The organism is Cupriavidus sp. WGlv3 (assembly GCF_023952475.1).
Lineage (GTDB): Bacteria > Pseudomonadota > Gammaproteobacteria > Burkholderiales > Burkholderiaceae > Cupriavidus > Cupriavidus phytorum.
Genome location: NZ_JALHRX010000011.1, coordinates 174,478 through 192,117 on the forward strand (window position 1 = coordinate 174,478; position 17,640 = coordinate 192,117).

General features: G+C 63.2%; 18 protein-coding genes. 14 read left to right on the forward strand and 4 right to left on the reverse strand.

Annotated elements, in window-relative coordinates:
- The first annotated feature begins 123 nt into the window (after positions 1–123).
- From MKD38_RS19150 to MKD38_RS19180, 7 genes are all read left to right on the forward strand, one after another.
- Complete coding sequence (locus MKD38_RS19150; RefSeq protein ID WP_252678969.1) at positions 124–897, forward strand: SDR family NAD(P)-dependent oxidoreductase; 774 nt, start codon at positions 124–126, stop codon at positions 895–897.
- Between the two features lie 67 nt (positions 898–964).
- Positions 965–1,246, forward strand: coding sequence for a hypothetical protein (locus tag MKD38_RS19155; protein ID WP_240071532.1), 282 nt, complete (start codon positions 965–967; stop codon positions 1,244–1,246).
- Positions 1,247–1,293: 47 nt separating this feature from the next.
- Complete coding sequence (locus MKD38_RS19160; protein ID WP_252678970.1) at positions 1,294–1,635, forward strand: carboxymuconolactone decarboxylase family protein; 342 nt, start codon at positions 1,294–1,296, stop codon at positions 1,633–1,635.
- A gap of 71 nt (positions 1,636–1,706) precedes the next feature.
- Positions 1,707–2,387: a cupin domain-containing protein gene (locus MKD38_RS19165; protein WP_252678971.1), complete on the forward strand. Its 681-nt coding sequence runs from the start codon at positions 1,707–1,709 to the stop codon at positions 2,385–2,387.
- On the forward strand, positions 2,381–3,514 hold the full coding sequence (locus MKD38_RS19170; protein WP_252678972.1) for a flavin monoamine oxidase family protein: 1,134 nt from the start codon (positions 2,381–2,383) through the stop codon (positions 3,512–3,514). The genes MKD38_RS19165 and MKD38_RS19170 overlap by 7 nt, the downstream gene beginning before the upstream one ends.
- Positions 3,515–3,563: 49 nt before the next feature.
- Positions 3,564–4,592 (forward strand): alcohol dehydrogenase, encoded by a 1,029-nt coding sequence (locus MKD38_RS19175; RefSeq protein WP_252678973.1) that lies wholly within the window; start codon positions 3,564–3,566, stop codon positions 4,590–4,592.
- 40 nt (positions 4,593–4,632) lie between these two features.
- The gene (locus MKD38_RS19180; protein WP_252678974.1) at positions 4,633–5,877 is read left to right on the forward strand and encodes an MFS transporter; all 1,245 of its coding nucleotides are present in this window, start codon (positions 4,633–4,635) and stop codon (positions 5,875–5,877) included.
- 40 nt (positions 5,878–5,917) lie between these two features.
- On the opposite strand, the gene MKD38_RS19185 is transcribed toward MKD38_RS19180, so the two are convergent.
- Positions 5,918–6,823 (reverse strand): LysR family transcriptional regulator, encoded by a 906-nt coding sequence (locus MKD38_RS19185; protein ID WP_252678976.1) that lies wholly within the window; start codon positions 6,821–6,823, stop codon positions 5,918–5,920.
- A 105-nt stretch (positions 6,824–6,928) separates the two neighbouring features.
- Here MKD38_RS19185 and MKD38_RS19190 point away from each other — a divergent pair, with 105 nt between their 5' ends.
- Positions 6,929–8,128: an amidohydrolase gene (locus tag MKD38_RS19190; RefSeq protein WP_252678978.1), complete on the forward strand. Its 1,200-nt coding sequence runs from the start codon at positions 6,929–6,931 to the stop codon at positions 8,126–8,128.
- Positions 8,129–8,216: 88 nt separating this feature from the next.
- Complete coding sequence (locus tag MKD38_RS19195; RefSeq protein WP_252678980.1) at positions 8,217–9,527, forward strand: MFS transporter; 1,311 nt, start codon at positions 8,217–8,219, stop codon at positions 9,525–9,527.
- 19 nt (positions 9,528–9,546) lie between these two features.
- Here MKD38_RS19195 and MKD38_RS19200 read toward each other — a convergent pair whose 3' ends face one another.
- A complete protein-coding gene (locus tag MKD38_RS19200) occupies positions 9,547–10,434 on the reverse strand; it encodes a LysR family transcriptional regulator (protein WP_252678982.1) in 888 nt (295 codons plus the stop codon).
- A gap of 127 nt (positions 10,435–10,561) precedes the next feature.
- On the opposite strand from MKD38_RS19200, the gene MKD38_RS19205 reads away from it, so the two are divergent.
- The 5 genes from MKD38_RS19205 (at position 10,562) to MKD38_RS19225 (ending at position 16,305) form a co-directional block, all read left to right on the forward strand.
- Positions 10,562–11,809, forward strand: coding sequence for a MalY/PatB family protein (locus tag MKD38_RS19205; RefSeq protein ID WP_252678984.1), 1,248 nt, complete (start codon positions 10,562–10,564; stop codon positions 11,807–11,809).
- Positions 11,810–11,948: 139 nt separating this feature from the next.
- A complete protein-coding gene (locus tag MKD38_RS19210) occupies positions 11,949–13,373 on the forward strand; it encodes an amino acid permease (protein ID WP_252678986.1) in 1,425 nt (474 codons plus the stop codon).
- Between the two features lie 7 nt (positions 13,374–13,380).
- On the forward strand, positions 13,381–13,593 hold the full coding sequence (locus MKD38_RS19215; RefSeq protein WP_252678988.1) for a DUF7706 family protein: 213 nt from the start codon (positions 13,381–13,383) through the stop codon (positions 13,591–13,593).
- Between the two features lie 187 nt (positions 13,594–13,780).
- Positions 13,781–15,052, forward strand: coding sequence for a Zn-dependent hydrolase (locus MKD38_RS19220; protein WP_252678990.1), 1,272 nt, complete (start codon positions 13,781–13,783; stop codon positions 15,050–15,052).
- A 29-nt stretch (positions 15,053–15,081) separates the two neighbouring features.
- On the forward strand, positions 15,082–16,305 hold the full coding sequence (locus MKD38_RS19225) for a diaminopropionate ammonia-lyase (protein WP_252678991.1): 1,224 nt from the start codon (positions 15,082–15,084) through the stop codon (positions 16,303–16,305).
- Positions 16,306–16,345: 40 nt separating this feature from the next.
- On the opposite strand, the gene MKD38_RS19230 is transcribed toward MKD38_RS19225, so the two are convergent.
- Together MKD38_RS19230 and MKD38_RS19235 are read right to left on the reverse strand one after the other, a co-directional pair.
- On the reverse strand, positions 16,346–16,810 hold the full coding sequence (locus MKD38_RS19230; protein ID WP_252678992.1) for an Lrp/AsnC family transcriptional regulator: 465 nt from the start codon (positions 16,808–16,810) through the stop codon (positions 16,346–16,348).
- A 271-nt stretch (positions 16,811–17,081) separates the two neighbouring features.
- Positions 17,082–17,618 carry a dihydrofolate reductase family protein gene (locus MKD38_RS19235; RefSeq protein ID WP_252678993.1) on the reverse strand — a complete coding sequence of 179 codons (537 nt, stop codon included), beginning with the start codon at positions 17,616–17,618 and terminating at the stop codon, positions 17,082–17,084.
- Positions 17,619–17,640: the final 22 nt, after the last annotated feature.

The window sequence follows — 17,640 nt, forward strand, 5'->3', positions numbered from 1 at the left end:
ATGGCGGCACGCTGACTCGACGCATGTCGGTCGCTCAGGTCAGGACATCAAGTTGCATGACCTGCCTCGCCGTGCTCCTTTTTTAAACCCGATTTCGTTATCGGACAGGCAGAGGGATTTCATATGAGCAATCAGTTCAAGGGCAAGAAGCTGCTGGTCGTCGGCGGCACCAGCGGAATGGGGCTGGAGACCGCTCGCATGGTGCTCGCCGAAGGCGGCAGCGTGGTGATCGTGGGCAATCGCCCCGAAAAGACCGAGGCGGCGCGCAGCGAGTTAGCCGCGCTGGGGCGGGTCTGGGCACTGACGGTAAACCTCGCCAGCGATGAGGGCGTCCGCGCACTGCTTGAAGCCGTCGACGGGCAGCATGCCGACATCGACCTGCTGGTGAACGCCGCCGGCGTGTTCTTTCCAAAGCCATTCCTGGAACATTCGGAGGCTGACTACGACCATTACATGAAGATCAACAAGGCGTTCTTCTTCATTACCCAACGCGTCGCAGGCAACCTGGTCGCGCAAGGCAAAACCGGCGCCATCGTCAACATCGGCTCGATGTGGGCCAGGCAGGCGATTGCAGCCACGCCATCTTCGGCGTATTCGATGGCCAAAGCCGGCCTGCATTCGCTGACGCAGCATGTGGCGATGGAGCTGGCCTCCAAAAACATCCGCGTCAACGCGGTGTCGCCTGCCGTGGTCGAGACGCCGATCTACGAGGGCTTTATTCCCAAGGCTGAAGTACATGGCGCCCTGCAAGGCTTCAACAACTTCCATCCCATCGGCCGCGTCGGCACCCCGCGGGACGTTGCCGAAGCGGTCGTTTTCCTGCTCTCCGACAAGGCGCGCTGGGTGACGGGCGCCATCTGGGACGTGGATGGCGGCGTGATGGCTGGCCGCAACTGATGCGTGGGGCGAGCGCTTGCCGTTTGCCTCCCTTGTTTTCCTAACCACCTGACTCGGAGAGCAACGTATGGTCTATCTGCAAATTACCCTCAAGATCGCCAGCGCCAACCGCGCGGCCGCGGCTGGCGTCTACCAAAGGTACAAGGCGCCGTTCCTCAGCACCGTGGCCGGCGCGAAGTCGAAGGAACTGCTGGTGCGCGAGGAAGACGTGCAAGTGCTGCATGGCTTCGACAGCAGGGAGAACGCCGCAGCCTATCTGCAAAGCGAGCTGTTCACGGCAGATGTGGTGGCCGGTCTCGAGCCATTGCTCGGTGCCGCGCCCGACGTGCGGATCTACGAGGTCGCGTGATCTCGCCGCAACCGCCCGCCCACTCATTGACAGCAGGAGCTCAAGACATGATGCAGGACTGGAATGCCTACCGGAATGAATTGAAGACGCGCGTCGGCGAGTTCGCCTCGTTGAACCCGGAGGTAATGGCCGGGCTCGCGAAGCTGAACGAATTCGTTGCCAGGCCCGGACATCTGCAACCCAAGATGCACGAGCTGATTGCCCTGGCCGTCGCCGTTACCACGCGCTGCGACGGCTGCATTTCCGTGCACACGCAGAAGGCAGCGGAGTATGGTGCCACGCGCGAAGAAATTGCCGAGGCGCTCGGGGTTGCCATTGCCCTCAACGCCGGCGCCGCTCTCGTCTATTCGGCGCGCGTGCTCGATACCCACGCACATCTGCCCAGGTAAAGGGTATGGGGTCATCGGGCCGCCGCGGAACGCCGCGGTCCTGTACCCCGTTTGTCTTTGAAGAAGTCTCCATGCTAGTTAATGCGGATCTTGCGCTGCGCGCAGCCGTCACGCCCCCTCAGTACCAGTGGATCGCCTCGCCCCAGCCCGGCGTCGAGCGCGTGATGCTGGATCGAATGGGGGGAGAAAAAGGACGCGCCACCAGCATCGTGCGTTACGCGCCCGAATCCTGGTTTCCCCACCACCCACATCCGGGGGGCGAGGAAATTCTCGTGCTGTCGGGCACCTTCTCCGAAGGAGACATTCACTATCCGGCCGGCTGGTATTTGCGCAGCCCGCCGGGCTCCTGCCACCAGCCCTCCAGCGCCGAGGGGGCGGTCATCTTTGTGAAACTCAGGCAGATGCAGCAGGACGAATCCCGTCCGGTTCGTGTCGACACGCGTGATGTGTCGCGCTGGACGGTCAGGAATGGTCGTGAATGCTGCCCGCTGTTCTCGGACGACATCGAACATGTCTCCCTCGAGCGCATACCGGCGGGCGCCACCGTGTTCGGCGCTCCGGTAGAGGGTGCCGAGATGCTGGTCGTGGAGGGGAGCTTGCAGGAGCGTGCACAGGAATACGAGCGGGGCAGTTGGGTGCGGCTGCCGCCGGGGGCGTATCCGGAACTCGTCGCAGGCAGATTCGGGGCCTGCCTGTACCTCAAGACCGGGCATCTCGCGAACCCTGTCAGTCTGGAAGGCGCGTCATGCTGACCGCGCGCATTGCCATCATCGGCGGCGGCCTGAGTGGCCTGTACGCGGCCTACTTGCTGGAGCAACGTGGCATCCGGGATTACGTGTTGCTGGAAGCGCGCGACGCCTTGGGGGGGCGGATCGTTTCTGTCTCGCCGACGGCCCGTACCGAGGAACAGCGGCCCAGAGAACGGTATGACCTTGGCGCAACCTGGTTCTGGCCCGCTTTGCAACCGGACCTTCAGGCGCTGATGGACGAGCTGGACCTGCAAACCTTTGCGCAGCGAGAAGAGGGAGACATGCTGCTGGAGCGTTCCCCGACGCACACCCCCGTACGCGTCGATGGCTATCGCTCCACGCCTGCAGCGAAGCGGCTGGTGGGCGGCATGGGCGCGCTCGTCGATGCTCTGCATCAGCGCCTGACAGCAAACCGGCTGATGACCCATTGCCATGTGAAGCGGGTGCGCTATCTGGATGACTGTGTCGAAGTGGAGGCTGACGGCCCGCAGGGGCGTGAACTCATGCATCGCGTGGCCCACGTTCTGTTGGCGGTGCCGCCGCGTCTTGCAGCCGGCACCATTGTGTTCGAGCCAGCGTTGCCCGACGCATTGGCCGGGCCGTGGAAGCACTGCGCGACATGGATGGCGTCACATGCCAAGTATCTGGCGGTCTTCGATCGACCCTTCTGGCGCGAGCAGGGGTTATCCGGCGAGGCGCGCAGCGCTGTCGGGCCGATGACGGAGATTCACGACGCCTCGGCGCTGGCTTGCGATGGTGCCCTGTTCGGTTTCCTGGGCGTCCCCGCCCCCGTGCGCCGCCGGATTCCGGAGCAGGAATTGCGGGCGCTCTGCCGTGCTCAGCTGGTTCGCTTGTTCGGCCGCTGCGCTGCATCACCCCGCATCGAATACCTGAAAGACTGGGCGCGCGACCCTTACACAGCGCTGGAGGCCGACAACAAGGTGGGCGCGCACCAGGTGTTGCCATTACCTTCGTGCGCGGCGTCCGGCGTCTGGTGCAACCGGCTCACCGGTATTGCCAGCGAATGGTCGCCGGAGTTTGGCGGGTATGTCGCGGGCGCATTGGACGCTGCCCGGCGGGCTGTGGCCGCTTTGATGGCCGGCAATACCGCAGATTCCCTTTTGCATTGATTTGCCTTTGCGCGCAACGCGGGACCAGAGGAGACATTGGAGTGTCGAGATGAAGCCTACCTATCGAGCCATGCAGATCAGCAGGCCTGGCGTCTTGGAGCTTGTGGAGCGGACTGTGCCACAGCCTGGCGTCGCCGAGGTGCTGATCCGGGTGGAAGCCTGCGGCATCTGCGGGGCAGATGCGGCCGACATCGAAAGAACTGGCCCTGCTACGCAGCCGCCGCGTGTGCCCGGTCACGAGGTGGTTGGCCGGATCCTGGCGGTGGGCCCAGGGACGCCATCGATCTGGACGATAGGACAGCGTGTGGGCGTGGGCCGGCTGGGTGGACACTGTGGCGAATGCGTGCAATGCCGGCAGGGGCGGTTCCAGCTTTGCCTGAACCAGCCTGTGGTCGGTGCCACCGTCGATGGTGGCTACGCCGAGATGATGCTGGCGCGCAGCACCGGTCTCGTAGCCATTCCAGACGGGCTTGGCTCGGAAGAGGCCGCCCCTATCCTGTGCGCGGGTATCGCTACCTTCAACGCCTTGAAGAAGTGCGGCGCGCAAGCCGGCGACACGGTGGCTGTCCTTGGCATCGGCGGCCTGGGGCACATGGCGCTGCAATATGCACGAAACATGGGTTTCCGGGTCGTGGCGATCGGGCGAGGTAACGAAATCGCCGGCGACGCGCTGGCGCTGGGCGCACATGTCTATATCGATAACAGCCAGGAAGATGCCGCTGCGCGGCTCAAGGCCACGGGCGGCGCGCAGGCCATCGTGACCATGATCGATCATGCCGAGGCAATTTCGGCGCTGCTGCCCGGCCTGGCACCCGAGGGGCGGCTGGTGGTCCTCAACCCCGCCAGAAGCCCGCTACACATTGCCCCAGGTCTGCTTGTCGGCGGACAGCGCAGCATCCTCGGATCGCTCACGGGTACGCCTTACGACAACGAAAAAACGTTGAACTTCAGTATGCTAGCGAATGTGCGACCTCGGATAGAGACCATGCCGCTGGAGCAAGCAGCTCAGGCCTACGAGACGATGAAATCCGGTAGCGCGAAATACCGCATGGTGCTGACGATGGATAATCCGCGTTGAACGCGCTACCGCTCTGTGCAAGGGGCGACCAAATACTAATATGACCAAGTACAACACCCAACCAGCCCTCGACGCATCCGATCTTCTCCCCGACCGCGTCCAGAGCGGCAACATCTGGCGCTTGTCCATCGCCCAGGCACTGGCTGGCGCCAACTCGGTGGTGGTCTATGCCACCGGCGCCATCGTCGGCGACATGCTGGCGCCGATCCCCATGCTGGCTACGTTGCCCATTTCCATCTTTGTGGTGGGCATGGCGGCGTGCATTTTGCCCATCGGTGCGGTCTCCCGCAGATATGGCCGGCGCGCTGCCTTTCTGGTGGGCACCGGGGCCGGTGTATTGACCGGCCTGCTGGCCATGCTTGCTGTCATCCTGGGCTGGTTCTGGCTGTTCTGCCTGGCGACCTTCTTTGGCGGCAGCTACGCCGCCGTGGTGCTGTCCTTTCGCTTTGCGGCAGCCGATGGTGTGGCACCGGCCCGGCGCGCACGGGCACTATCGCTGGTCATGGCAGGTGGCGTGGCTGCGGGCGTGGTGGGGCCGCAATTGGTGACCTGGACCATGGATCTGTGGCCGCGGCATACGTTTGCCATCACCTTCCTGGTGCAGGCCTTCGTGGCAGTGCTCTCGGCGTTCGTCCTGCTCGGGGTAAAGCTACCCCAACCCAGCGTTGCGGAAATGGCCAGCGGCCGTCCGCTCATCGAAATCGCACGGCAGCCGCGTTTCATTGCCGCCGCGATCTGTGGCGCGGTGTCCTATATGTTGATGAACTTCCTGATGACTGCCGCACCGCTGGCCATGCATATCTGCGGGCATCCGCAGGCCTCCGCCAATCTGGGGATGCAATGGCATGTCATCGCGATGTACGCGCCGAGTTTCTTTACGGGTTCCCTGATTGCGCGATTCGGAGCAAGTCGCGTGGCGATCGTGGGCCTGGCGCTCACCGGGCTGTCTGCCGCCGTCGGACTCGGCGGCGTTGACGTGGCACACTTCTGGGCCACGCTGATCCTGCTCGGCCTTGGGTGGAATTTGGGGTTCCTCGGCGCATCGGCGCTGGTGCTGGAGTGCCACCGTCCCGAGGAGAAGACGCGCGTACAGTCCCTCAACGACTTCATTGTCTTTGGCCTGATGGCGATCGGATCTTTCTCGTCCGGCGGCCTGTTGTCCGCCTATGGCTGGAACACAGTGCTGTGGGTCTCCTTCGTCCCGCTGGCGCTGGCCTTGGTGGCGCTCGCCGTGGCGATGAGAAGGAACAAGGCCCATGCCGCCGAGCACCAAAGCATGGCGTGAGTTGCATTGACCGGGCAGCATGCTGCCCGGTCAATGCTCACTAGCCCTGTCTCAATTCCGATCGAGAAGACGAGACTACGCTGATAAAGCGCTGAAGCACGGAGGAGCAACGGTCGCGGCGCCATACCAGTTCCCAATCCTGACGAATCGTCAGGTCTGCCAATGGCATGAAAGCAACGCTCTCGGGAGCAATGCGGCGGGCACCTTCCGGCAAGATTGTGCATCCCATGCCGGCTGCTACCAGGGTCAGCATCGAGGCGGCGTCCACGCCGTGAACCGCGGTGCGCGGGATAAAGCCCGCGTCGAAGAAGCAATGAATCAGCCGGTCATGCCATGCCGGGGCAGCCGTGCGCGGCAGCCAGACGAACTCCAGATCCTGTAGATCCTTCAACACCTTAGGCCGCTTGCCCCTGGGCCATTTCCAATCCGAGGGATAGGCCAACAACATCCGATCCGAGAAGACAGGAATCCCCTCGAAATCCGGGTCGCCGGGTGGACGGAATAGCAGGAAGCCTGCGTCCAGCCTCCCTTCGGCGATCTGCCCAAGCTGAACATCGGAAAGCAGATGGTGCAGGGTGATTCCGACCCCTGGCACTTCCCTTCGATACTTCTTCAGCACTTCGGCGATCTTGGGCGCCAGGTTCTGCATCACGGGCAGCGCGATGGACAAGTGCCCGGATTCTCCGCGCCCGGCACGCTGCGCTCGGTCTTTCGCGGCGATCGCATCGTCAAGCAGCTTGCCTGCATCCTCCAGCAGCTGGTTGCCGGCATCCGTCAACTTCACGCCGCGCGTTGTTCGCTCGAACAAGCGTGTGCCCAATTCGTCTTCGAGAGACTGAATCTGGCGTGTCAGCGCCGGTTGAGCAATGTGCACCGCCTGGGCCGCAATGCTGATGCTCCCATGCTTGGCCACCGCGGAGAAGTAGCGCAACTGACGGAGATCCATGGCTATACCTTTTCGGCATTGGTTGGATGTTGAAAAGGTATTTTACGGCATGACGGCTCGTTTCTACCATTCACCGAAACGCCTCCCCGTTCCACCATCCAGCTTATGCGCTCCAATACTGACACTGCCCCAAATATCGCTCGGCTTACCGCGTTTCGTCATGACCTGCACATGCATCCCGAGTTGAAGTACGAGGAATGCCGCACCGCAGACAAGGTTGCGGCCTACCTCGCGGCGTTGGACATTCCCATGGTGCGCGGCCTGGGTACCACGGGTATCGTAGCCAGCATCCACGGCGAGGGCCGCAGCGCAGACAATCCAGGCCCGGCCGTGGGGATTCGCGCCGACATGGACGCGCTACCGCTGCAGGAAATCAACCAGTTCCGTCATGCGAGCAAGGTCGACGGCCGCATGCATGCCTGCGGACATGACGGCCATACCACCATGCTGCTAGGCGCGGCCGAACTGCTGGCAGCCAAGCGCGACTTTGACGGCACGGTGCATCTGATCTTCCAGCCGGCCGAGGAAGGCGGTGCTGGGGCGCGCGTAATGATGGAAGAGGGCTTGTTTGACCAGTTCCCTTGCCAGGCTGTCTTTGCCCTGCACAACTGGCCCGCGCTGCCGCAGGGACAAATGGGCGTGCGTGCAGGCCCTATCATGGCCGCCGCGCAGCAGTTCCAGATCATCGTGCGAGGCAAGGGAGGCCATGCAGCACTCCCGCACACGACGATTGACTCGATCCTGGCAGCCTGTTTCATCGTCGCCCAATTGCAGACGCTGGTGTCGCGCGGCACGGATCCACTGGACTCTGCCGTGCTTACCGTGGGCAAGATCGAGTCCGGCACGTCAGCGAACATCATCCCGGATGAAGCACGCATCCATGGCACTTGCCGCACCCTGACCGAGGCATCGCAACAGTTCCTGATCGACGGCATACATCGCATTGCGCGCGATGTTGCCGCAGCCCATCTTGCAACGGCCGAAGTCGTCCTCAAGCCAGGCGGCTATCCCAACACCGCCAACCACAAGCAAGCAGCGGTGTTCATGGGCGAGATCATGCGCGAAATGGTGGGCAACGAACACGCGCACACCGACGTGCTGCCCGCAATGACCGCCGAGGACTTCGGATTCATGCTGCAGCAGATTCCTGGCGCCTATGGCTGGATCGGCAATGGCGCGGATGGCAATTCCGGTGTGGGTCTGCACAACCCCGGCTACGACTTCAACGACCACAACCTGGATCTGGGGGCTCGGTTCTGGGACCGCCTCGCGCGGCGCTGGTTCGAAACCCAGGCACGGCGCTGACGCGTACCTTGCGGCAACCCATATCGGCCCGGGCCATCGGGCTTGCCTGTGACACCCCGCAAAAAAATACAGTTTTCAGGAGACAACAATGAGCCAGAACTCTTATATGTGCGACGCAAGTATGCACGCGCTCGATCGGAAGCGACCGACCAGACAACGGTTTTTTCTGGTGGTGATTCTTTTTATCGGGATTTCCATTGCCTACCTGGACCGCGTCAATATCGCAGTCATTGCGGCAAATGCAGGGTTCCTTGCTGATATGGGTATTGCGGGGCAGCCGGTAAAAGTCGGACTCATGATGAGCCTGTTCCTGGGGGCCTATGGCATCTCCAATGTCGTCCTGAGTCCGTTGGGGGATTATCTCGGGCCGCGTAAAGCCATGGTGGTTGCGTATGTGATCATCTGCGTCTCGCTATTGGCGGGCGGCATGGCGCGTACTTTTGGCGTCCTCCTCGCTACGCGCGTCTTGTTGGGAGTCGGCGAGGGACTCTACTATCCTATGCAGAACACCTTCGTCAAGAACTGGTTTCCCCCGAAAGAGCGTGGCAGAGCAAATACCGCCTGGCTTATTGGCCAATCGCTCGCTCCGGCAGCTGCCATGCCCGTGTTCACCTATCTTGTTGCAGCGTTCTCCTGGGAATCGACCTTCCATTTTTCATTTGCTGTCAGTCTTGTTCCACTGGTACTGCTGTGGTTCTTCACGGCCGACTCACCCCACGCGCATAAGCGCGTGAACAAGGAAGAGCTGGAATACATCGAAGCAAATTTGGCCAAAGAAAAAGGGGGTAGCCAAGACCACGCTGTGAAAGAGCCTTTCCTTCGGCTGGCGAGAACCTTTGCTTCCAACTATCGCTTTTGGATGCTGCTGCTAATTCTTGCATCCAATTCAATCTTGTCCTGGGGGGTGGCAACCTGGCTGCCGACATATCTCAACCAGGAGCGAGGATTTTCCTGGGAAGCCATGGGCTGGATATCGTCGCTGCCGTTCATCCTTGGCTTCGTGTTCAAGCTCGCCGCTGGGGTGATCATCGATCGGACCGGAAGAAATGCGCCCGTCATGGCTTTGTCGTCACTGTTGTGTGCAGCGGGCGTGTATCTTGGGGTGACCCTGGAGGATAACTACACGGCTGCCATCGTCATCGCCTTCGGCATCGGTGCCTCGTCCGCGCAGATTCCGGGAATTTTCACGCTGCTGCAAAGATTGGTTCCAAAGGCGGCAATGTCTTCCGCGGCGGGAACCATGAATGGTATCGCCGTCGGTTTTGGAGCGTTATCGCCGGTATTGATAGGCCTGTCCATCAGCGTGACGGGGAACTTTGGCTCGGCCTTGTATTTTATTATGGCAATCGTCTTGTCTGGAGGCGTGCTGGCCACCATTCTGTCTGCGCAAAAGCTATAAGAACATGTCGGGCACACGCCTAGCGGCGCGCTTGCCGCGCCATCTCGACAAAGCCTGCAATGTAGGCGGTGTCTTCGTCGCCGCGCCGGATGCCGAGATTGATATGCTTGCGGATACCGTGCTTGCCCAGCGGCACCGCGCGCAATGGCATGCCCGCGCCTTCTTCTTCCACCAGCCAGTCAGGCAACACGGAAACGCCGCGCCCGGCGGCGACGAGCTGCAGCATCAGGTCTGTCACTTCGGCAGTGCGGTGCCGTCTCGGCTGGCAATGCGCCGGGACCAGGAACCGGGTATAGATGTCGAGACGCTCGATGCTGACCGGGACCGTGATCAGCGTCTCGTCAAGCAGATCCTGCGGCCGTATGTAGGGCTGCGCGGCCAGCGGGTGCGATTCATGAACGACCAGCACCAGTTCGTAATCGATCACCGGGGTGAAAGCCAGCTCCGGCAGCTTGACCGGGTCCGGTGTGATCAGCAGGTCGATCTCATGCCCGAGCAGCGCGGCGACGCCGTCGAACCGGAATGACGTCCTGACATCGAAGTCCACGTCCGGCCACGCGGCAAGGTAATGCGGTGTCAGTCGCGCCAGCCATTTCTGGCAGGGATGGCATTCCATGCCGACACGCAGCGCGCCGCGTCGCCCTGCGGCGAAGTCCGCCAGGACGCGCTCGGCGTGTTCGAGCTGGGGCAGCAGCCGGTCGGCTAGCGCGAGCAGGTATTCGCCAGCCTGCGTGAAGCGCAGGCCGCGGCCGCTCTTGGTCCAGATCTTTACGCCATGGTGGTCTTCCAGCTTCTTCACCATGTGCGAGAGCGCGGATTGCGTGACGTTCAGCTTTTCCGCGGCGGCGGTGACGCTTCCGGTACGGCTTACCGCAACCAGTGCCGCAAGATGTTGGCGATCCAGCACGCATGACTCCTGTTCATTGGTTCATGAAAAGATACCATTTTTTTTCATGCAATGGCGTTGCTATGCTGGCCTCGGTCGAATCCATCTGGCGCCCTTCGGCGCCTTTCCATAGCGAGAAAAGGAAGTCATGAAGGTCAATGCAACGGCAGTGCAAGGCGAGATGTCGGCTGGGGCGGCCGGCCACGCAGGCAGCGTTTTCGACGAAGTCATCGACCGCGCGAACTCGCACTCCATGAAATGGGCCATCCCCGAAAAACTCCTCGCGCCGGACGAGGCTGCCGCCAAGCCGCTGCCGATGTGGGTCGCCGACATGGATTTCCGCTCGCCGCAAGCCGTCATCGATGCGCTGCACGAGGCGGTGGCGCACGGCGTCTTCGGCTATCCCGGCGGCGCGACCGACAGCTATGTCGATGCCGTCGTCGCGTGGCAGGGCAGGCGCTTCGGCTGGGAGGTGGCAAAGGAATGGGTGGTGCAGACCTCCGGGATCATCACCACGCTGAAGACCGCCATCCAGGCGTTCTCCGCACCGGGCGATTCGGTGCTGATTCAGCCGCCGGTCTATGCGCACTTCCATAACGACGTGCTGATGAACGGCCGCCATCTCGCCTTCGCGCCGCTGGGGCGCACCGATGCCGGCTACCGCTTCGACCCGGCGGTCTTTGAAGCGGCGATCCGCGACGATACTAGGCTCTTCATCCTTAGCAATCCGCACAACCCCACCGGCAACGTCTGGTCCGAGGACGAATTGCGTACCATGGGCGAGATCTGCCTGCGCCGCGGGGTGCTGGTCATCTCGGACGAGATCCACCAGGACCTGATCATCAATCCGGAGAAAACGCACATTCCCTTTGCCTCGCTCTGCGAGGATTTTGCCCAGCACAGCATCACCTGCACCGCACCCAGCAAGACCTTCAACCTGCCGGGGTTGCAAAGCGCGAACGTGTTCGTGCCGAACCGGCGCCTGCGCGACGCACTGCGCCGCCAGTACGACCGCAATATGTTCCCGCTGGTCAATACGCTGGGCATGGTTGCCGCAGAAGCGGCCTACGCTCATGGCGAACCATGGCTGGAACAGATGCTGGCATACCTGCGCGCCAATCACGACCATTTCCGCGAGTCGGTGCATCGCGCGACGTCACGGATCCAGGTGCTGCCGGCCGACTCGCTTTACCTGGCATGGATGGACTGCCGCGGCCTCGGCATGGACGCACCGTCGCTGGACAAGTTCATGCTTACCAAGGCACGCCTGTGGCTCGACAAAGGCCAGAAGTTCGGCATCGAGGGCCACGGCTACATGCGCGTCAACCTGGGATGTCCGCGCGCGACCGTGGATAAAGCCATCGGCAGATTGACTGCCGCCGTCGCCGGACTCTGATCCGGCTCAGCGAACGCAAGACGAAACCAACCGGCAGTCGATGGAAAAGGAGCCATCGGCTGCGGACGGCGCTCGCCCGTCGCAACAGCCACCCACAATGACAAGCATCACAAAGAGATGTACCAAAGGAGACAATGTAATGCGCAGGAAAACAGACGTTCAGTCCTATGAGCAGGAAGAGCTCAAACGAGATCTGAAAAGCCGCCATATCCAGATGATCGCCATTGGTGGAGCGATCGGTACCGGCCTGTTCTACGGGTCATCGTGGGCCATCAAGACCGCGGGCCCGGCGATCATCCTGACGTACCTGGTCGCCGCCGTGGCGATCTACTTTGTCATGCGGGCGCTGGGCGAGATGGCGGTCGAGGAGCCGGTCTCCGGGTCCTACATTTCCTATTCGAACCGCTATATCCACCGGTTTGCCGGCTTCCTGAACGGCTGGAACGCATTCATCTTCCTGCTGGCAACCAGCGCGGCCGAGCTGAACGCGCTGGGCAACTACGTGCATTTCTGGTTCCCGGCCATGCCGATCTGGGTGACCGCGCTGATAGCCGTGTCTGTGATGTTCTGCGTCAATATGATCGGCGTGAAGTTTTACGGCGAGGCCGAATTCTGGTTCGCGCTGATCAAGGTGACCGCGATCGTTGCCATGATCGTGTTCGGCGTCGGCATGATCTTCTTCGGCCTGGGCAACAATGGCGAGCCCATCGGCCATCACAACCTGGTGGACCATGGCGGCTTCTTCGCCAAGGGCATCGGCGGCATGGTGCTGTCGATCGTCATGGTGGCGTTCTCGTTTGGCGGCATCGAGAACCTCGGTCTGGCTGCAGGCGAAGCCAGGGATGTCAAGACCACCATGCCCAAGGCCGTCAGCGCAACGTTCTGGCGCCTGCTGATTTTCTACGTCGGCGCCATCGCGGTGCTGCTGATGATCTTCCCGTGGACCTCGCTGACCGCGAAGGGCAGCCCGTTTGTCGATGTATTCACCCGCATCGGCGTGCCCGCCGCGGCCGGGATCATGAACCTGGTGGTCATCACCGCGGTACTCTCGGCCGTGAACGCCAGCGTGTTCACCAACAGCCGCACCTTCTACAACCTGGCCTTGCAGAAGAATGCACCGGCGTTCCTGGGGACCGTCAACCGCCGCAATGTGCCGTCGCGCGCCATCATGCTGGTGTTCGCGACGATGTTCGCGGGCGTCTTGCTGAACTACCTGATGCCGGAGAAGGCGTTCGAACTGTTCTCGTCAATCACCGTGTTCGCCCTGGTGTGTGCCTGGACCTCCATCGTGGTCAGCCACCTGCGGTTCCGCAAGCTCCGGATCCAAACCGGGCAAGTGGACAGCCTGTCCTACAAGATGCCGTTCTTCCCGTATGGCAACTACATTGCCCTGGCGTTCATTGCCGCGGTGCTGGTCTGCATCGCGATCCTGCCGGATATGCGGATGTCGCTGATCGTCTCCGCATCGTGGGTCGCCATCGTCTTTGCCGCCTACAAGTTCTACACCAGGGAAGGGCAGCCGGGCCTGGCCGAGATGCCCAGTGCGGGACCGGGGATGCAATAGGACGGCGATGGCATTAACTTTCCAACTGGCGCTCGACGAGCGGCGCGCAGCCGCTCTGTCGAGGTTGCTCTGCCATGTGACCTGGTCGGATTTAAGCGCATATGCCAGCGATGTCGAGGAAGCCTTGCTGATGCGCGACGCGCTCGACACCATCGGCCGGGCGCTGGTGCTGGGAGAAGCTGGCCGCACCGTGCGGCGCGGTAGTTCGCGCAGACGGTAATGTGCTGCGCATTGCACTACGCAAAGCCGCACCGACGCCGCCGCGGAGATTGCACCGTTGTTGCGTTTGCGCGCCGGGGATAGGGAGCGTGTTTCATCCCGCCGCCTCTACCATGACGTGATCCCCCCGTTGCGACGGCCAGGTCTTCCGCACCAGCGTCCCGGGGGCCGACCGACATGGAGAGTGAATGGAACACACCCCCTCCCGGCGAAACCCGCTTTCGCTTGACGGCGCACGGCTGCTGGCCCAGATCCGTGCGCTTGGCGAAATCGGTGCCGACCCCGAAGGCGGCGGCCGCACCCGCATCGCGCTGACCGACGCCGAGAAAGCGGGCCGCGACCAGGTTGTCCAATGGATGCGCGAGCTGGATCTTGAGGTTCGCATCGACCGCATCGGCAACATCTTCGGGATCCTGCGCTCGGCGGCCGATGCTGGCAGCCAGGCGCCGCTGATGACCGGCTCGCATATCGATACCGTCACCAATGCCGGTGCGCTCGATGGCTGCTACGGGGTGCTGGCCGGGCTCGCGGTGGCGCGCGCCTTCCGCCAGGCCGGCGTCACGCCGAACCGTTCCATCATGATCGGTGCCTTCACCAACGAGGAGGGCATCCGCTACCAGCCCGACATGATGGGCTCGCTGGTGTATGCGGGCGGACTGCCGGTGCGGCAGGCGCTCGACACGGTCGGCACCGACGGCACGCGGCTTGGCGACGAACTGGCGCGCATCGGTTATGCCGGCGACATGGAACCCGGCGCCGTGGTGCCGCACGAGTACATCGAACTCCATATCGAACAAGGTCCGGTGCTGGAGGCCGAGGGGACGCAGATCGGCGTGGTCGAGAGCCTGCAAGGGATTTCGTGGCAGCAGGTGACGGTACAGGGCAACGCCAACCACGCCGGCACCACGCCCACCCGGCTGCGGCACGATGCCGGCTGGGCAGCGGCCGCGGTAGTGGCGTTCCTGCGTGAACTGGCGAACGCGTCGGGTGGCACCACGCTGGCGACAGTGGGTTGCCTGCGCATGGAGCCCGGCGTGATCAACGTGATCCCGCGCAAGGCGGTGTTTACGGTCGATCTGCGCGATCCCGATGAAATCCGGCTGAAACGTGCCGAAGCACGGCTGGCGGAGTTCCTGGCACAAGTCGCCGAAGCCGAGGGCGTCACGATTCGCACCGAGCCGCTCGCGCGCTTCGAGCCGGTGAGCTTCGATGGCGGCATCGTTGCCGCCATCGAAGCCTCGGCGGCGCGCTTTGGCTACGCGCATCGGCGCATGACCTCCGGTGCCGGCCACGACGCCCAGATGATCGCGCGCATCGCCCCCGCGGCAATGATCTTCGTGCCGAGCCGCGGCGGCATCAGCCACAACCCGCGCGAGCACACCGACGACGACCAGCTGGTGATGGGCGCGCAAGTGCTGCTCGATGTCATCCTCGCCCGCCTTGGGCATACCTCTGAGTGATCCCTTCCCCAATGACCGCAGATACCCCCATGCTGACCATCAATTCCCGCGCCCACCTGTGCGACTATCCGGCCGAGCTGAGGCAGCTGATGAGCATCGCCGAAGCCGGGCGCAGCCTCGCGTGGCTGTCGCACTGGGACCAGCTCAACGCCGGGCCCACGCCGCTGCGCGAACTGCCCGGCCTGGCCGCGAGCCTTGGCATCGCGCAGTTGAGCGTCAAGGACGAGTCGGCCCGCTCGCCGCTTGGCAGCTTCAAGGCGCTCGGCGCTCCCATCGCGCTGGTGCGGCTGGTGCTGCGCATGTTTCCGGAGCGCGAGCTCGATCCGTTCGAACTGATCGCCGGCCGCCATGCAGCGCTGCTGCGTGACTTCACCGTGATCAGCGCCACCGACGGCAATCACGGCCGCGCGCTCGCCGCGGCGGCGCGCAGCTTCGGCTGCCGCTGCGTGATTGTGCTGCATGCGAACGTCAGCCAGGAGCGCGAGGACGCGATTGCGGCCTGCGGCGCGCGCATCGTGCGCATCGTCGGCAACTATGACGAGTCGGTCGAGGAAGCCGCGCGGCTGGCCGCGGCCAATGGCTGGACTGTCGTCTCCGACACCTCTTACGAGGGCTATCAGGACATCCCGCGCGACGTGATGCAAGGCTACGGCGCCATTGCAGCGGAAGTGCTGGCGCAGCGTGACGTCGCGCCCGGCGAGCCATGCCCATACACGCATGTGTTCCTGCAAGGGGGTGTCGGCGGCTTGGCCGCCGGCGTGGCCAGCTATCTGTGGGAGCGCTTCGGTGCCGGCCGGCCCAGATTCATCGTCGTCGAACCCGGCCAGGCCGATTGCCTGTATCAAAGTGCGCTCCAGGGGCGCCCCGCGCGGGCAACCGGCTCGGTCGACTCGGTGATGGCGGGACTCGCCTGTGGCGAAACCTCGCCGCTGGCCTGGCGCTTCCTGGAACCCAGCGTAGACGTCTTCATGACGATCGCCGACAGCGACGCCGTGACCGCGATGCATCGGTTGGCAAGCGGCCAGGACGGGGACGTGCCTATCGTCGCCGGGGAATCCGGAGCGGCCGGCGTCGCGGGACTGGCGGTATTGCGCGCGCAGCCGGCGCTGTCCGCAGCGGCCGGACTCGACGCCAGTTCCCGCGTGCTGGTGATCAATACCGAAGGCGCCACCGCTCCCGCGGTCTACCAGCAACTGGTGGGCGAATCCGCGAAATCCGTCGTGGCGCGCCAGGCCGCGTGGCTGGCACGCTGAGCCAGGCGTGCTGACAAGACGCGATGCATGATCGAGCCTATCAGGGCTCGATCGCCACACCCAGCGACACCTTCGCCCGCTGCATCGCGACGTGGGTCTTGAAGTTCTTGACGTTGCCCGAGACAAAGAACAGTTCGCGCGTCAGGCGCTCGTACTCAGTCATGTCCGCCACGGCCAGCACCAGCAAAAAATCGAAGTCGCCAGTCACGTAGTACACCTGCTGCACCTGCGGACACTCGACGAAGCGCTTGCGGACCTCGTCCAGCAAATCCAGCCGCTCGTTCTCCAGCGTCACCTCGACCAGTACCGTGATCATCTTGCCGACCTGCGCGGGATCGACCACGGCGGTGTTGGCGATGATCACGCCATCCGCTTCCAGCGCGGCGATACGCCGGTTGACGGCCGACGGCGACAGGTTGACGGCATCGGCCAGCTGTCGCTGCGAGAGCTTGTTGTTGTCCTGCAGCAGCCGAAGCAGCTTGCGGTCGTACGCGTCGAGTTGCATTGCCCGTCCTCTCTGCGCGCGGGGCTGTGGCCCTGCGCATGGCATGGAACGGCCATTTTCGCATCCCGGGCCGGGGATGGCGGCATCCCCGGCGTCGTCGCCCTCAAATCGCGACGCTTTACCGGGGCAACGGCCGCGCGTGCAACGATGTCCCGGATCGTACGGGCGGAACCGGACATCCTTGCGCCGGGCCGCCCGTATGATCTGCCATGCCATGTGCTTCTCTTGCGGTGCTGAACCATGACTTCTGACGACGACCTGCCTGCACTGCTCAACGCAGCACCCGATAGCACGACTGCACCAGGCCAGACGGAAAGGAGCGGCTCGACTCGAGCTTCAGGCTCACGTCGCACCGCAGCGCGCCGAACAATGGCCTGCCTGCCCCGATCAGCACCGGCACCGTGGTGACCACCATGTCGGCGATCAATCCGTCGCGAAGGAAGGACTGCACCACCTGGCCGCCATCGACGTAGACGCGCCGCACGCCTTCCGCCTCCAGTTGCGCCATCGCGTCCGCGGGCGTGGCATCCGAGAATCGCACCTTGCCTTGCAAGCCCTCGGGCACCGGCTTGCCGACCAGTTGCCGGGACAGCACCAGAACCGGACGGTCGTACGCCCATTCGCCCATCGTGACGACCTTTTCATAGCTGCCACGGCCCATCACGATGGCGTCCTTGTCGGCGATGAAGGCTGTGTAGCCATGGTCTTCAGCGGGGTCATCGCGCTCCAGGAGCCAGCCGATGTCGCCATCGGGGCGGGCGATAAAGCCATCAAGGCTGGTGGCAATGAAGACGTGTCCGGTGATCATTTCTCTTCCATTGAAATACGCC

Excerpts from the sequence above, each read along its gene's own strand:
- MKD38_RS19160 (WP_252678970.1), top strand. The coding sequence starts at position 1,294 with ATGATGCAGGACTGGAATGCCTACCGGAATGAATTGAAGACGCGCGTC.
- MKD38_RS19150 (WP_252678969.1), top strand. The coding sequence starts at position 124 with ATGAGCAATCAGTTCAAGGGCAAGAAGCTGCTGGTCGTCGGCGGCACC.
- MKD38_RS19235 (WP_252678993.1), bottom strand. The coding sequence starts at position 17,618 with ATGATCACCGGACACGTCTTCATTGCCACCAGCCTTGATGGCTTTATC.
- MKD38_RS19215 (WP_252678988.1), top strand. The coding sequence starts at position 13,381 with ATGGCATTAACTTTCCAACTGGCGCTCGACGAGCGGCGCGCAGCCGCT.
- MKD38_RS19185 (WP_252678976.1), bottom strand. The coding sequence starts at position 6,823 with ATGGATCTCCGTCAGTTGCGCTACTTCTCCGCGGTGGCCAAGCATGGG.
- MKD38_RS19190 (WP_252678978.1), top strand. The coding sequence starts at position 6,929 with ATGCGCTCCAATACTGACACTGCCCCAAATATCGCTCGGCTTACCGCG.
- MKD38_RS19210 (WP_252678986.1), top strand. The coding sequence starts at position 11,949 with ATGCGCAGGAAAACAGACGTTCAGTCCTATGAGCAGGAAGAGCTCAAA.
- MKD38_RS19225 (WP_252678991.1), top strand. The coding sequence starts at position 15,082 with ATGCTGACCATCAATTCCCGCGCCCACCTGTGCGACTATCCGGCCGAG.
- MKD38_RS19205 (WP_252678984.1), top strand. The coding sequence starts at position 10,562 with ATGAAGGTCAATGCAACGGCAGTGCAAGGCGAGATGTCGGCTGGGGCG.
- MKD38_RS19165 (WP_252678971.1), top strand. The coding sequence starts at position 1,707 with ATGCTAGTTAATGCGGATCTTGCGCTGCGCGCAGCCGTCACGCCCCCT.
- MKD38_RS19170 (WP_252678972.1), top strand. The coding sequence starts at position 2,381 with ATGCTGACCGCGCGCATTGCCATCATCGGCGGCGGCCTGAGTGGCCTG.
- MKD38_RS19180 (WP_252678974.1), top strand. The coding sequence starts at position 4,633 with ATGACCAAGTACAACACCCAACCAGCCCTCGACGCATCCGATCTTCTC.
- MKD38_RS19155 (WP_240071532.1), top strand. The coding sequence starts at position 965 with ATGGTCTATCTGCAAATTACCCTCAAGATCGCCAGCGCCAACCGCGCG.
- MKD38_RS19220 (WP_252678990.1), top strand. The coding sequence starts at position 13,781 with ATGGAACACACCCCCTCCCGGCGAAACCCGCTTTCGCTTGACGGCGCA.
- MKD38_RS19175 (WP_252678973.1), top strand. The coding sequence starts at position 3,564 with ATGAAGCCTACCTATCGAGCCATGCAGATCAGCAGGCCTGGCGTCTTG.
- MKD38_RS19230 (WP_252678992.1), bottom strand. The coding sequence starts at position 16,810 with ATGCAACTCGACGCGTACGACCGCAAGCTGCTTCGGCTGCTGCAGGAC.
- MKD38_RS19195 (WP_252678980.1), top strand. The coding sequence starts at position 8,217 with ATGAGCCAGAACTCTTATATGTGCGACGCAAGTATGCACGCGCTCGAT.